A 15,699-nucleotide genomic window follows, 5' to 3' on the forward strand; every position below is an offset into this window, starting at 1 on the left:
CATTAAAAATATACAAAAAAAGCGGCAAAAGCCGCTTTTAATTTAAAAACAAAAAGTTATTAATGAAATTGTGCCACTACATCATTGACAACTTCTTGGATATTATCTAAATGTATTTCATCATTGGTGATGCGTTTGGTTGCCCAGCCATGCCATACCGGTTGGTGTAATTTAACATCATATACATCAATACCTAATTTACCTTCAGTATATTGGCGAGCTATCGTTCTATATTCATCTGATCTAAACATACTGCCATAATAACCAGGCCACCAGCCAAAACGAGTACGATAAATTGCTGGGTAATTCATTATTTTAATCTTATCTCTATTACCTACAGTATAAGAAACGGTAAAGTCTGCTTTTTCGGCATCTTCAATCAATTGATAACCTTTCGCAATAAACGCTTTTTCAATCGCTTCATCTACACGAAGTTTCATTACTGGGTTAAAATCTTCACTTGCTGCCATGACTTTCTGTGATGTTAGCCAAGCAAAAGTTTTATAGTCTGCGGTATCAATATTTTCATTCTTATCAGAACCCACTTTTACTTTATAATTACTTGCACAGCTTGCAACAAGTAAAACTAATACAGTAACTAAGGTTACTTTTATAGCCTTCATATTTACCACCTTTTGCTTATTTCAATCAAAGTATAACTACAACATTTAGCACTATTTTAAATACTAACGTAAATACCAAAATACTACTGCTTATTAAATGTAACATTGCGTTAACTATAAAACATTACAAGAGACTAAAACAATCAAATTAAAGAGCGAATATATAATATTTCTTATATTTCAAGTAATTTATAATCGAATATTAAAAAAATATTAAGAAACACTATGCATTATTGTAATTAAAGGTTGACAGACTTTACTAAACCCTTTAAAAATAGAGCCAAGTATTATCTTTTTATAAAAATTAAATTTATCTAAGCATGTATTCAATTAATCAAAACAATAAATTAAATGTCGTCCTCGTGGTCGTAGTGATAGTTAAATCACTCCGAGGATTAGGTTGTTTTAAAAATTAATTTTTAATTAAAGCAGATATACAAATAAATAACCAAACCCTCGCTCTATTTTAGACCGAGGGTTTTTTATGTATTAATCATTAATAGGTATCAATATGACAACAGAACTTTTTACTGGTGCAGAAATGGTAGTAAAAGCATTATCAGCACTAAAGGTTAAATATATTTTTGGCTATCCTGGAGGTTCAGTTTTAGATCTTTATGATGCTATTTTCCAACAAGATGAAATTGAACATATTTTAGTTCGCCATGAGCAAGCTGCAACTCATATGGCTGATGGTTACACTAGAGCGACCGGAGAAGTAGGTGTGGTTTTGGCAACATCAGGTCCAGGTGCTACAAACTGTGTTACAGGAATAGCGACAGCCTACATGGATTCAATTCCAATGGTAGTACTGGCAGGCCAAGTGCCAACAACCTTAATTGGTAATGATGCTTTTCAAGAAACTGATATTGTTGGTTGTACACGCCCTATCATTAAACATAGTTTTAATTGTCGTGATTTAGCCGATATACCTAATGTTATTGCTAAAGCATTTTATATCGCCAGCACAGGTCGACCTGGACCAGTCGTAGTTGAATTACCAAAAGACTTGCTAATACCACAAAATAAAGCCCCTTTTGCTATTGAAACCAACCCGACAATACGCTCTTATAATCCGAATATTAAAGGCCATCCAAAACAAATTCGTAAAGCAGCTAAAGCAATCAGTGAAGCGAAAAAATTAGTGGTTTATTCTGGTGGTGGTGTAGTTATTGCCAATGCTTCGGAACTATTAACAACACTAGTGGAAACATTAAAAGCCCCCGTAACGAATACCCTAATGGGTCTTGGTGGTATATCAGGAACTCATGACAACTTTATTGGCATGTTAGGTATGCATGGTAGCTTAGAAGCAAATAAAGCAATGGCTAATGCTGATGTTATTCTTGCCCTTGGAGTTCGCTTTGATGATAGGGTAACGAATAATGTTGAAAAGTTCTGCCCTAATGCAAATATTATTCATGTCGATATCGATCCAACGTCAATCTCAAAAACTATCAATGCACATATTCCAGTAGTCGGTTTAGTTGATATTGTTATGCAACAATTGCTTGATGAACTTAGCGCAATTAATTTCATACCTGATGAAATAGCTTTAAAAGATTGGTGGCACCAAATCAATACATGGCGCGATGTAAAAAGTGTGAGCTACAAACAAGTTGAAGGTGAAAAAATCAAGCCTCAACGTGTGATAGAAGCTATGTATCGAATTACGAACGGTGAAGCTTATGTGGCTTCAGATGTTGGTCAGCATCAAATGTTTGCAGCCCAATACTATCCGTTTGATAAACCTCGTCAATGGATAAACTCAGGTGGCGCAGGAACTATGGGGTTTGGTCTACCCGCAGCCATGGGAGCTAAGCTTGCCTTTCCTGATAAACATGTTATTTGCATTACCGGTGACGGATCAATTCAAATGAATATTCAAGAGCTATCAACCTGTAAACAATACAATCTACCAGTAGTGATAATTACGTTAAATAACCGATCTCTGGGTATGGTACGCCAATGGCAAGATATGGTTTATGATGGCAGACATGCCTCATCTTACATGGAATCACTACCTGATTTCATAAAAGTTGCAGAGGCTTACGGCCATGTAGGTATTCAAATTGATACTTTAGATGAATTAGAGCCAAAACTAAAAGAAGCCTTTAGTATTAAAAATCAATTAGTGTTTGTCGACGTGTTAGTTGATGAAAAAGAACATGTGTATCCTATGCATATTCGCCAAGGTGGTATTGATGATATGTGGATCTCTAAAGGAGTTAAAGCCTAATGAAATATTTATCAAAATGTAAAAATAACACAAATAATATTGATGACATGTGGGCTGATATAACCACTAAAGGAGATAAGGCATAATGCGACATATTTTAGCCATTTTACTGGAAAATGAAGCCGGTGCTCTATCACGTATCGTAGGGCTTTTTTCTCAACGCGCTTTTAATATAGAGAGCTTAACTGTTGCTCCAACGGATGATAACAGCTTATCTCGAATCACCATTTCAACCATAGGTGATGACAAAGTTTTAGAGCAAATTGTTAAGCAAGTAAATAAGTTAGTTGACGTTATTAAAATATCTGAGCTAACTGATAGAAAACATGTAGAACGGGAATTACTACTGGTTAAAGTTGCGGCTGTAAATGACAAAGCACGCACAGAAGTTAAACGAGTTACAGATATTTTTCGGGGTTCTATTATCGATATTGGTAAACAGGTTTATACAATAGAATTAACAGGGAATAGTGATAAACTTAATGCCTTTATTGAAGTATTAAGTAATGAAACAGAAATCATAGAATCAGCTCGTTCAGGTTGTGTTGGCATGGCACGTGGCGATAAGTCTTTACGAATATAACATTAGCTTAATCTCCTTAAAAATAAGATGTTGTAAAGTATATTTACTTTACAACATTATTTTAACTTTACATTATTGGAAATATTTAATGATTAAATTAGGAAAATATCAACACTTTAAAGGGAATTATTATCAAGTACTTCACCTTGCAAAACATAGTGAAACAGAAGAATATTTGGTTGTTTATCACCCCTTCGACAACGTAGATGATATTTGGGTTCGCCCTTTAGCAATGTTCAACGAAACGATTGTTAGAGATGGAAAAAAAATACAGCGCTTCAAATATATAGAAGAATGATCACTATCTATTGAAAGTGTAGATTACACTTAGCAGCTATTAGCTGATAGAAAAAAAATTATGCTCTTGCCAATCGACTTGTTTGTGTTGAATTTTGGTAACCTCTGCTAGTGTAGGACCAGTTTCTAACCACACTAGCATTTTTTGGACATCAACATCTTTCCCCGAAAGAAAGACTTCTACGTCACCATCAGCTAAGTTTCGAGCATAACCACTAAGTCCATATTCAATTGCCTTTTGTTGACTTGATACCCGAAAGTAGACCCCTTGGACTTTCCCTGATATATGACTAATGTAACTAACATTCATTATGTAGACTCTTTTAATTATATTATTGATACTTACATAAACTAAAGTATAGACGCTAATTTTAAATTAAAAATTAAACTAGACAATAAAATTAGCTATTTATAGCTTGTTTAACTTTTTCTTTATAGCTGCGACTTACCTTTAATTCTTTGCCATTTTTCAATACCAACAAATACTCACCACTTGCTTGGCTACAAAATTTTTCCACATAATCTTTATTAACAATGGTAGAACGATGGTTTCTAATAAACACTTTAGGATCAAGGTGCTCTTCAAGTTGTTTCATTGTTTTTCTTAAGATATGTGTGTTTTCTTGTGGGATATCTTGCGACTGTTGCTGCATAGTATTAGTGGTATGAACACACATATAATCTCCTGCAGCATCGATCCAAATAATATCTTTGACTGGGACTCTGGTCACTTCACCAACATCTTTAATCGCTAATATATCGGAATAATTAGACAAGCTAACAGGCTGATTATTAGTAAGCTCGGTTAAAATCTGTTGGTAATCATTACCGGTAACATCACTGACTAATCGAATCAATTTAGACTTATGCTCTGCATCGGTACTTGATCTGAAGTGTTGTCTAATTTTGTCGAGTGTCTGAGCAAGACGATCTTCATTGGTTGGCTTTAAAATATAATCGAGCGCCAATACTTCAAAAGCTTTAATCGCATACTGATCAAACGCTGTGGCAAACACCACCATTGGCATTTTCAACCCTTGCTTTTCAATTTCATCAATAACCTGAAAGCCAGTTAATCCAGGCATTTGAATATCAAGAAACATTAAGTCGACCTGACATTCTTTTATTGTTTCAATAGCTTTTCTACCATTACTGCATTGTTTAATGATATGGATATCGTTAAAGCTCTGTAGACGTATACTTAGTCCCTTTCGAGCAAGTGGCTCATCATCTACAATAATTGTGCGAAAAATCATAACTCAACCCTGATAATGTGTTGTAAATGGTTTTATTGAACACATTATAATAATTCAAACGGCATACGAATACTTACTTTAACACCAGAAGGAATATTATTAGCAACAACAAGCGAATAATTGTTACCATATAGAGCATTTAAACGTTCACGAGTATTCACTAACCCGACCCCATTTTCTCTATATAAATTACCATCAACTATCTCTGCACCAGGCCCATCATCCGCTAGCTCTATCATTAAATCGTTTGCAAATTTATTTACCGTAATTGTAATACTACCGCCTCGTTCTTGCGTGGCTACTGCATGCTTAATTGCGTTCTCAGCAATCGGTTGTAAAATCATGCTAGGTACTAATGCCTTTTCGCAATTTTCATTGATAGAAATATGAACTTGCAACCGTTCTTCAAAACGGACTTTCTCTATATCCAAATATAGCTCTAGTGCTTGAATTTCACTGTTTAGGCTAACTTTTTTCATCGGATCTTTATCAAGAGAATAACGTAAAAATTCACTTAATCTAGTAACCATGCCATTAGCCGTAGCATTATCCTTTAACAGTATGAGGGTTGAAATAGCATTAAGTGTATTAAATAAAAAGTGCGGATTAAGCTGATATCGCAACATTTTTAATTGAGCTTGATGGGCAACTGAATTTGCTTTTAATACATTTTGCTTTTCAACTTGTAACATTTGATAATACTTAGTACCAAAGTACAAAACACTCCAACTGAGAATAATATAAAATGACCAAACACTTGATTGGGTATACATCAATATAAAATCCGGCTTATAACCATGTTTATATATTTCCCAATAATTTAGGTTTTTAACGACTTGCCATAAAACACCGGTGATGTAAGAAGAAAAAATCACCACCAGCGCTATTTTAAATGGCGGAAGATTCCAAACTCTACGATATATATAGCGAAGAGGAACAGAAAGCAACCAGCCAGCATAAGCATTTAAAAAAATAATAACGACAAATATATCGCGCAAATCATGAAGCAAGGACCCCAAATAATGCACTAAAGCAAAGCCAAACCAACCTGCAGAATGTACAAGCCAGAATAGGCGATTTCGATTTTCGAGCAATGCTTTCCAATTCACATAAAATCCTAGAAAGTATAATATCTACATATACCTTAATTATGCGGTAGCCAACAATTAAGTGCACTGTCTTTAATCTTACCAATATAACTACTTATCGTTTTTCCCACTTAAAAGAGAATCAAAGCGCTAACATTTCACCTAAACGTTGACCTCCAAGTAAATGCATATGAATATGATAGACTTCTTGTCCACCATCTTTATTACAATTTACAATCAAGCGATAACCACTTTCATCAACCCCTTCTTGTTTAGCTAACTTTCTAGCAACAGTGAACATACGTCCCATGGTTAACTCATCAGCGTCAGTAACATCATTAGTGGTCGGGATATGCTTATTAGGTACAATTAAAATATGAGTACTTACGCGCGGGGCAATATCTCTAAAAGCGCTTACTAATTCATCTTGGTAAAGTAATGGGGTTGGGATTTCTTGTCTAATAATTTTAGAAAAAATAGTTTCATCTGTCATAGTGGTCTCTACAATATAAGTTACTTTATGATTTCTTTCTATTTTACGTTAAAACAACGTCCGGTAAACAACTAAATTATCCTTCATAAAAAACATCGGTAAAAGATAAAAATTTTACCCTGATTGCTTACACTCACTGTTCTTTATACAATTTATTTCTACTCAAACGGCAGAGTAGAAATAAAAGTAAATGGTGATTTAAACATTAATAAATAATTTGTGCTTCATCTACTGGCGTATCTGAAAAACTTACTGCATCTGTATATTGTTTACTAGCAAGTTCAGCGCTATCGAGAGAGCTTGCATGCACCCTTGCAATAACATCACCTCGGTTTACACGTGTGCCAATAGGTAAAATACGATCAAAACCAACACTATGGTCAATTTTTTGATCATTACTAATACGCCCACCACCTAAACCAACAACAGAAAAACCAATGTCACGCGTTTGCATTGCTTTAATATATCCATTGCAAGGCGATAATATTTCAATGATATGCTCTGCTTTATTCATTGAACGCCAAGGCTGCTCAAGTAGATCTGTTGGTCCACCTAAAGCACTGATCATTTTAGCAAAAATTTCAGCCGCTTTACCTGAATCTAATGCATTGTCTATTTTTACTTGTGCTTCATCATCACTCTTAGCAAGTTTACTATTGATTAACATCGCTTTAGCTAAAGTTACAACCACTTGATGAAGCCTTGGCTCACGAAGCTTACCCGTTAAATATTTTACGGTTTCATACATTTCTAACGCATTACCCGCAGTATTACCAAGCACTTGATTCATATCAGTAATAATAGCTTGAGTGTTCACCCCTGCACCGTTAGAAACACTGGTAATACTATCTGCCAACGCTTTTGCTTGACTTAAATCTTCCATTTGAGCGCCATTGCCCATTTTTATATCCATGACTAACACATCAAGGCCCGCAGCAAGTTTTTTAGATAAAATAGACGCTGTGATAAGAGGAATAGACGCCACTGTTGCAGTAACATCTCTAATAGCATATAAACGTCTGTCTGCTGGTGCTAAATCAGGAGTTTGAGCAATGATAGCGACACCGAGATCAGCAACAATGCGTTTAAAATCAGATAAATTAGGCTGAACATTAAAACCCGCTATACTTTCAAGCTTATCTGCAGTGCCTCCAGTATGGCCAAGCCCTCGCCCTGATATCATTGGAACATAACCACCACAAGCAGCAACAATAGCTGCAAGCATAAAGCTAACTTTGTCACCAACCCCGCCAGTCGAATGTTTATCAATAACAGGTCCGTCTAAATGCTGCCAAGATAATACCTCCCCTGAATGCATCATGGCTTTTGTTAATTCTACAGTTTCTTGTGGTACTAAGCCTTTTTGAAAAATTGCCATTGCCATTGCGCCAACTTGCGCATCATTAAAATTATTAGATACTAAGCCATCAACAAAAAATTTAATTTCATCTTGTTTAAGTACTTCACCATCTCGCTTTTTAGCGATAATTTCTTGGGGTAATAACATTGTTTAATCCTTTCTGTCTTTTTTAATTATTATTTTAATTCGTTGTTATATGTTTACTAAGTTTTATTGATAAGGTTGTAGGGAGTAAATGCATCTGGCAATAACTCTGCTACCGTCCAGTGCTGCTGTTGATTCAAATGGTTAGCTGCCATAATTAGCGCATCTTGAGGGAAGAATTCAGCAATTACTTGTCGGCATGCACCACACGGCGGCGTCAATATTTCTTGCTCGGTATAAACAACCAATGCCGTGAACTCAACAGTTTTATTACTTGGATTATGAATAACACCTTGAGCAATACAATTACGTTCAGCGCAAACAGTTAACCCGTAAGATGCATTTTCAACATTACAGCCTTGCACTATTTTAGTATCTGTCGTTAACGCGGCAGCACCTACTCTAAACTCACTATAAGGTGCATAAGCTTGCTGGTAAGCTTGCTTTGCATTGTCGACAAGGTTTTGCCAAACACTAGCATCAATATTGTTACTCATTAATTTACTCACTTTTTCTAGCTTAAGAATATTACTTGACCATACGGTCAAGTATTTAGATATACTAACATCAATTATTAAATTTAGTAGTAAATATTTTTCTAAAAATATAATTAAAATAACTAAAATTTAGACATAAAAAAACCGTGCGATAAAGCACGGTTTTTAAAATGACTTTTTTATAAACTAATGATTAGAAATCGTAACTAACACCGATACGAATTTCCCATAATGATGCATCAGTTTGTCTACTTTTGTAACTAGGAGAAGTAAACTTATTATATGAATATTGACCGTCATCAGTAATTGAAGCTTCTACAGCACCTTGTAAGAAGTTACCTTCTTTAAGTACACCCCAATCATCATTTAAGAAGTTACCAACGTTTTCTATTACAAAGTAAGCACTTGCTTTATGATCTTCAGTGAAACCAGGAATTTCTTGCTCTACACGAACATCAAACTTAGTCCACCAACCACCGTCAAGGCTATTACGCTCCATGATTTCACCGCGAGTTAGACCTTCAGAAGCAATAAAGTTGTTAAATGCATCTAAATCAAAATCAGCACCATAAATAACTTTACTATCACTTTCTGTTGGAACATATAATAACTGGCGATTAGAGTCGTTATAACCAAATCCACTTGAGTTATTAGAGAAGTTATAATCATAACCATGAGTTTGCATCGCTTGACCGAACAAACTAAAGTTTGTGTCTAAGCCATCAAAGAATTCATGAGAGTAATGTACATTTAATGTAAATCTATGTGGAACTTCGTAATTTGAAGTTGCAACGCCTGGAGACTGTGGATCAGAAACTGCAATGCCATGGTAGTTAGAAAAGGCAACTGAACTAGTCATTGGGTGAACATCTTTAGCTTCTGTAAACGCATAAGAAGCTGTCATTGATAACCCATTTTCATACTCTTTACTAACACCGAAAGATACAACAGTTGTTTCGCCATCTTGACCACTAACATTTGTTAAGAAGAAGTCATTATCAAAACCACGAGAACTTTCATAGATGCGTCTGCCATCAGGAGCGACATCAGTTACTACTGCTGCTAAATCATTTACAATCGCAGAGTTTTCTTTGTCTGTGTATAAGTAATCTGCTGTGATTACATATTCTGATTCAGTAACATAAGTAAGACCTAATGAATATTTCCATTCTGAAGGAATTTCAAAACCAGGATCAGTTGAGTTTGTGCTTGAATCTGCAGTTCCTGTGCTCACATTGTTAATTGATTGAACAGGAATATCATACCCTGCTTGTCCAGTACCATCAAAAGCAATAGCATCAGGACCCAAAATATATGCATCTCTTACAGAGCTATCTTGAATATTACGAACACCATCATTTGAATAACTATTAGAAATCCAAACGTTTGGATTACCACCAGAGTAAAGACCAGCACCGGCACGAACTTCTAATTGATCATTAACAACCCAATTCAAACCTAAACGTGGTTGAAGTAAATCAATACCATCTAAGTTTTGAGCGTTTGAAAAACCATAACGTGATTCGAAGTTAGGGTTGTAATTTGGTTTATCATCACTTGTATACCAATCATAACGAAGACCAGCAGTGATGGTGACATCATATGACTCTAACTCAAACTTATCTTGAAAGTATACCGTATTTAATGCATAGCTAAATTCACCAGCAGCATCAGCAGGATTAAGTGAAGCCGCATTACCATAGTAAACATCATCAGCTAAACCATTTTCAAAGTCGGTAACATTATTAAAACGCGTTTCAGTTTGAGAATGTTGAACAAATAAATTGAAAACATCAAGCTCTTCTCTTTCAAAGCCAAAATATAACTCATGTTCATCTAGATAATAAGTACCGGCAATTTTTAATGATAGCGTATCGTAGTTCAATTCATTTGATTGACGAGAATCATCTGGCCCTAAATAAACATCAACGCCTCCAGAACCAACATCTTCAATTCTAAACTCACCAAAACCACTTGATTCATCTAAAGACGTTTGACGATTATCTAATTTAGAATAACCTAAACGAAACTCAGTAGAAAAGTTATCTGTCCAATCTGAATATAAAGATGAAACATAAGACGTAAATTCTGCACCACGTTCATAAAAATGGTTAGATAATGATAGTCGTGTAGAACCTTCGTCAGATTGACCAATTTCATAACCATCATTGTAGTTATAAACAAAGTTTAAACGATGTTGCTCATTAATGTTCCAATCTAACTTAACTAAGATTTTTTCATCATCAACTGGAATACTAGGTACCATTGTACCTGGATCATAATTATAATTATCTTTTGATATTTGAATAATGTTATCAATATCACTTTGTGAAATAGCGCCATTATCAAATGCAGTATATTGCATGATTTGAGAGCCATCTAACTTTTCATAAGCAGCAAAGAAGAATAATTCATCTTCTATTAATGGGAAGCCAACATTAAAACCATAACGTTTTTCGTTATAACTACCTGTATCAATAGAATCGCCTTCTAAACTATCACCTTTTAACGAGTCGCTTGTGTAATCAACAAAAACACTACCATGTAGCTCATTACCACCAGATTTAGTTACAGCATTAATGTTACAAGAGGTAAAGCCACCATATTGAACATCAAAAGGTGCTAGCTCAACAGAAACTTGATCAATTGCATCATATGAAAATGGAATACGAACTGTTGGATAACCATTGCCATTCAAACCAAAGTTATCATTCATACGTGCGCCATCAACAGTTAGACTGTTAAAGCGTGGATTACCACCGGCACAAACAATTGCATTTGAGCTAGATTCATTAATATATACACGAGGATCAACACGAATAACGTCTTTCAGATCACGATCAACGCTTGGTGCTAGTTCAATATCTTGTAAATTAAAATTAGAAGCAGGACTAGTGCTACCATAATTACTATTAACTACACGTCCCGTTATCTCGATAGTTTCTATAGATTGTTGCGCTTCTAATGAAACACTAACAGGGTAAGTTTCACCTAAGGTTAAAAATACATTCGATAACTCAGTATCTTTAAAGCTATTTGAATCAATAATAATGTTATAAGGTCCGCCAACACGTAGACCCTTAGCAGAGAATTGACCTGATTCATTTACAACGGCTGTTTTCGTCGTTCCTGATGGTACATGTACAATCGTAATTTTTGTACCAGCAGCAGCATTGCCGTTAGGACCGACAATTTGACCTTTAATACCCGAAGAAGTTGTGTTTGCAGCAACATCTGTTGAAATAACAGAGGTTGACAAACCAAGCGCAACAACAAGGGCGCCCGCTATTCGAGAGATAGAGTGGGTTTTCATGTTAATATTCCTATGTGTTTTATGTATAAATTATTATTTTCTTCAGACAATACTCATCTAAAGTTTGTTTACCGTTTTTATCTGACCTAAAGCAATGTAGTCAATTTAACCAAAGTTTCATTACATTTTTATTACATACCTGTATAAATTAACTCAATTTCACTTAAAAAAAAAGCGTTATGATAAAAAACGAACCAAAAGGTCAGCTTTTTGCTTTTTATAGACAAGATCTATAGGATTAGCAGATTATTTAGAAATAAATAAATAGACCAACAGGACAAGAAACTAAAAATAGTCAGAAATATAACCACTAAAAAAGTACATATTATTGGTATTGATTATGGTAGATGTAACCATAAAAATCCCCTTTAACTTCAGTGTAACCTTGCTATGATTTAATGGAAAAATGGTTAATAATCACCAGTAAAAGTTATGTAATCTCTTATGAAAAATAGTCAATATTAGTTAAAAATCAAATAAAAATGAATAAAAACTCTAAATCACAAAAAATACGAACAATCAGTACCGATAAAATACTGATTGCCGCTCAAGACGAATTTATATTACAAGGATATAAAGGAGCCACTGTGCAATCTATCGCAGATAACGCGGGGTTACCTAAAGCTAATGTTTTATATTACTTTAAAAATAAAGAAAATATATATCATGCTGTTTTAGAAAAAACCCTTAACATGTGGGATGAAGGCATCGGTGATATTTTACTCGAAGATGGTCCAAAGCTTGCGATAGAAAAATTTATTCGGGCTAAAGTTGCTATGTCTTTCAATAACCCAAAAGCGTCTAAGATTTATGCGATGGAAATTATTCAAGGTGCTCAACACCTAAAAGATTTTGCCCGCACCTACCTTCGTCAATGGGTGAGAGAGAAAGCAAAAATATTTCAGCACTGGATTGATAACGGTGAAATGCATGCAGTAGACCCAGTCAACTTAATATTGCTTATTTGGTCGTCAACTCAACACTATGCTGATTTTGACAATCAAATATTAACCATTATGAATCGTGCTGATTATGAGAGCGATGATATTGAACATGTTACAAATTTTCTGACAGATATAATTTTACGAGGCTGTAAATTAAAATGATAAAAAACTTTTTTAAGTTAAATGGGTTAATACTATTTAGTGCTTTTCTATTAAATACAACTATTGCGAGTAAAGCTATGGCTGCAAATAACACACAACTAAATACAGAAGCAACAACTAAACTACGTATCGCAACCTTCAATGTCAGTATGGAAGCATTCAACTATGCAAAACCGTCACCGAATAGAACACCTAACGTAACAGGTGATGAACTTACGCAAGCGTTAAGAGGTAATAATCCACAAATTAAAAATATTGCTGAAATAATCCAACGTGTTAATCCTGATATCATTTTACTAAATGAATTTGATCATGTAGATAAAAATCATGAAAACATTCTTTATTTTATGAAGAACTATTTAGGTAATGGACAGAATAAACAAAACGAGATTCATTACCCTTACTTTTATCAAGGTACTGTTAATACCGGTGTAAAAGTAAACAAAAACACCAATAATGACAATAAAGATAATCAACCAACCACGAATAATTTACATGGTTATGGCTATTTTGAAGGTCATTATGGCATGGTATTATTATCAAAATACCCTATTGATGAAAAAGCAATTAGAACTTTCCAGCTCTTCAAATGGCGTGATATGCCAGGCGCTTTGAAGCCAATTGATCCAAGTACTAAAGAGCCTTGGTTTAGTGAAGATGTTTGGAGTAACTTAAGGTTATCATCAAAATCACATTGGGATATTCCAGTAAATATTAATGGCCAGACAGTGCATGTTCTAGCTAGCCACCCGACACCACCTGTGTTCGATGGCCCAGAGAATCGTAACGGTAAACGTAATCATGATGAAATTCGTTTTTGGTTTGATTACATTAATAACACACAAGCTAGCTACATCTATGATGATAATGGCAACAAAGGTGGATTATCCCCTAATCAACCTTTTGTTATAGTAGGCGATCAAAATGCCTCTAGTGTTGAAGGTGACGCAATTAATTCGAGTATTGAAGCGCTAATTACCGACAGTAAATTACAAGATCCTATGCCAACAAGCTTAGGTGGCCAGTTACATAAAAGTGATAATATAAATGCTAAATATCATACAGCATACTGGGGAATGCGAGCAGATTACGTTCTTCCTTCTGTAGTTGGCTTTACAATTAGAGATTCTGGCGTATTTTGGCCACAGAAAAATGACGAAGCTTTTCGATTAATCAAAGATAGACAAGCTTCATCAGATCATAGACTTGTCTGGGTTGACCTTGACTTAACTAAATAATTTTTTATAAACAGGAAAAAAGATGAAACTATTTTTATCCGCTATTTCACTGTCATTACTTTGTGTTTCTTGTGCGAACACGGCTCACGTTAATGACAATATAGCAGCGCAAGAGACAACGAACACACTAACAACGGTCATGCCAGCTAATTTACCCAAAAATATTATTATGGTGATTGGTGATGGTATGGGACCAGCTTACACAACTGCTTACCGCTATTTTAGTGACAACCCAAAAACAACAGTTGTAGAAGAAACAGTATTTGATCGCCACCTTAAAGGTTTATCAAGTACCTACCCTGCTCCGGTTTCTGGTGTAGTCACTGACTCCGCAGCAAGTGCAACGGCATTATCTACAGGCGTGAAAAGTTACAATGGTGCTATTGGTGTTGATGTAAATAAGAAAGAAATACAAACCGTATTAGAATGGGCAAAATTACAAGGTAAAAAGACAGGTGTAGTCGTAACGTCTCAAATTAATCATGCCACACCAGCTTCATATCTGGCACATAATGAAAGCCGTAGAAATTACAATGAAATTGCCGATAGCTATATCGACAATGGCATAAAAGCAGACCTTTATCTTGGTGGCGGTTGGAAGTACTTCATCCGCGAAGATAGAAACTTAGTCGATGAGTTTAAGCAATCGGGTTTTCATTATGTCGATAATTATCAAGATTTAAATAGTTTTCCTAAAGATAAACCTGTTTTAGGTCTTTTTGCTGATGTTGGTTTACCTTGGGCATTGGATGATACCAATAAACATCGCTTATCAACTATGACTAAAGCAGGTATTCACCATTTAATTGACTTACAAGAAACTGATGATTTAGCTGATAATGGCTTTTTCATGCTCATTGAAGGCAGTCAAGTTGATTGGGCTGCTCATGGTAATGATATAAGCGATGCTATGGCTGAAATGGATGATTTAGCAAAAACAATTGAATATTTAGAGCACTTTGTTGAACATCACCCTGATACACTTGTGGTAGTAACTGCCGATCATAGTACAGGTGGTTTTACTATTGCTGCCAATGGTAAATATGAATGGAATGCTGAAACTTTACGCACAATGAAGCACTCTGTTAATTATATCGCTAAGCAATTAACAACCAATGAAATAAACGCAAAAATCACAACAGAATTATTTAATTTTGAATTATCTGAAGAAGAGCTGAGTTTACTTAATGATAGTAAAAATAACGCTACAATAGAAAAAACTGCGAATATGTATCAAAGTAAAACTACACCTGCAAGTGAATTAGCATTAATAAAAAGTGTAAAGAAGGTGATGGATATGCGTAGTAATAGTGGTTGGACTACTGGTGGTCATACGGCCATCGATGTACCTGTATTTTCTTTTGGACAACACAGTGAGTTATTTAAAGGTCTACAAGACAACACCGATATAGCGAAAAAAATATTCATGTTGTTAGGTAAGGATAACTCAAAGATTAACTAA

14 protein-coding genes are annotated in these 15,699 nt (G+C 34.9%); 6 read left to right on the forward strand and 8 right to left on the reverse strand.

What is annotated here, in order from left to right:
• Window positions 1-59 precede the first annotated feature (59 nt).
• Entirely contained in the window at window positions 60-623 is a 564-nt protein-coding gene (locus Q4496_RS00265) for a DUF4136 domain-containing protein (RefSeq protein ID WP_215972459.1), read from the reverse strand.
• Window positions 624-1,134: 511 nt separating this feature from the next.
• Here Q4496_RS00265 and Q4496_RS00270 point away from each other — a divergent pair.
• The 3 genes from Q4496_RS00270 (at window position 1,135) to Q4496_RS00280 (ending at window position 3,743) form a co-directional block, all read left to right on the forward strand.
• Complete coding sequence (locus Q4496_RS00270) at window positions 1,135-2,862, forward strand: acetolactate synthase 3 large subunit (RefSeq protein ID WP_215972458.1); 1,728 nt, start codon at window positions 1,135-1,137, stop codon at window positions 2,860-2,862.
• Between the two features lie 85 nt (window positions 2,863-2,947).
• Window positions 2,948-3,445 (forward strand): acetolactate synthase small subunit, encoded by a 498-nt coding sequence (ilvN, locus tag Q4496_RS00275; RefSeq protein WP_303601677.1) that lies wholly within the window; start codon window positions 2,948-2,950, stop codon window positions 3,443-3,445.
• 88 nt (window positions 3,446-3,533) lie between these two features.
• Window positions 3,534-3,743: a DUF1653 domain-containing protein gene (locus Q4496_RS00280; RefSeq protein ID WP_215972456.1), complete on the forward strand. Its 210-nt coding sequence runs from the start codon at window positions 3,534-3,536 to the stop codon at window positions 3,741-3,743.
• Window positions 3,744-3,782: 39 nt separating this feature from the next.
• Here Q4496_RS00280 and Q4496_RS00285 read toward each other — a convergent pair whose 3' ends face one another.
• The 7 genes from Q4496_RS00285 to Q4496_RS00315 all read right to left on the reverse strand — a co-directional run bounded on the left by Q4496_RS00285 (window position 3,783) and on the right by Q4496_RS00315 (window position 11,893).
• Window positions 3,783-4,052 carry an acylphosphatase gene (locus Q4496_RS00285; protein WP_215972455.1) on the reverse strand — a complete coding sequence of 90 codons (270 nt, stop codon included), beginning with the start codon at window positions 4,050-4,052 and terminating at the stop codon, window positions 3,783-3,785.
• Between the two features lie 91 nt (window positions 4,053-4,143).
• Window positions 4,144-4,998, reverse strand: coding sequence for a LytTR family DNA-binding domain-containing protein (locus tag Q4496_RS00290; RefSeq protein ID WP_303609733.1), 855 nt, complete (start codon window positions 4,996-4,998; stop codon window positions 4,144-4,146).
• 44 nt (window positions 4,999-5,042) lie between these two features.
• Complete coding sequence (locus Q4496_RS00295) at window positions 5,043-6,107, reverse strand: sensor histidine kinase (RefSeq protein WP_215972453.1); 1,065 nt, start codon at window positions 6,105-6,107, stop codon at window positions 5,043-5,045.
• A gap of 121 nt (window positions 6,108-6,228) precedes the next feature.
• Window positions 6,229-6,579, reverse strand: coding sequence for an HIT domain-containing protein (locus tag Q4496_RS00300; RefSeq protein ID WP_215972452.1), 351 nt, complete (start codon window positions 6,577-6,579; stop codon window positions 6,229-6,231).
• Between the two features lie 205 nt (window positions 6,580-6,784).
• Complete coding sequence (gene deoA, locus Q4496_RS00305; RefSeq protein ID WP_303609734.1) at window positions 6,785-8,086, reverse strand: thymidine phosphorylase; 1,302 nt, start codon at window positions 8,084-8,086, stop codon at window positions 6,785-6,787.
• A 56-nt stretch (window positions 8,087-8,142) separates the two neighbouring features.
• Entirely contained in the window at window positions 8,143-8,709 is a 567-nt protein-coding gene (locus Q4496_RS00310; protein ID WP_368411005.1) for a cytidine deaminase, read from the reverse strand.
• 64 nt (window positions 8,710-8,773) lie between these two features.
• On the reverse strand, window positions 8,774-11,893 hold the full coding sequence (locus Q4496_RS00315) for a TonB-dependent receptor (protein WP_215972449.1): 3,120 nt from the start codon (window positions 11,891-11,893) through the stop codon (window positions 8,774-8,776).
• 482 nt (window positions 11,894-12,375) lie between these two features.
• On the opposite strand from Q4496_RS00315, the gene Q4496_RS00320 reads away from it, so the two are divergent.
• The 3 genes from Q4496_RS00320 to Q4496_RS00330 all read left to right on the forward strand — a co-directional run bounded on the left by Q4496_RS00320 (window position 12,376) and on the right by Q4496_RS00330 (window position 15,699).
• Complete coding sequence (locus tag Q4496_RS00320) at window positions 12,376-12,999, forward strand: TetR/AcrR family transcriptional regulator (protein ID WP_215972448.1); 624 nt, start codon at window positions 12,376-12,378, stop codon at window positions 12,997-12,999.
• Between the two features lie 77 nt (window positions 13,000-13,076).
• Window positions 13,077-14,237 (forward strand): endonuclease/exonuclease/phosphatase family protein, encoded by a 1,161-nt coding sequence (locus tag Q4496_RS00325; RefSeq protein ID WP_215972508.1) that lies wholly within the window; start codon window positions 13,077-13,079, stop codon window positions 14,235-14,237.
• A gap of 22 nt (window positions 14,238-14,259) precedes the next feature.
• The gene (locus Q4496_RS00330) at window positions 14,260-15,699 is read left to right on the forward strand and encodes an alkaline phosphatase (RefSeq protein WP_303609735.1); all 1,440 of its coding nucleotides are present in this window, start codon (window positions 14,260-14,262) and stop codon (window positions 15,697-15,699) included.

It is taken from the genome of Colwellia sp. 5_MG-2023 (genome assembly GCF_030547795.1).
Classification (GTDB): domain Bacteria; phylum Pseudomonadota; class Gammaproteobacteria; order Enterobacterales; family Alteromonadaceae; genus Colwellia.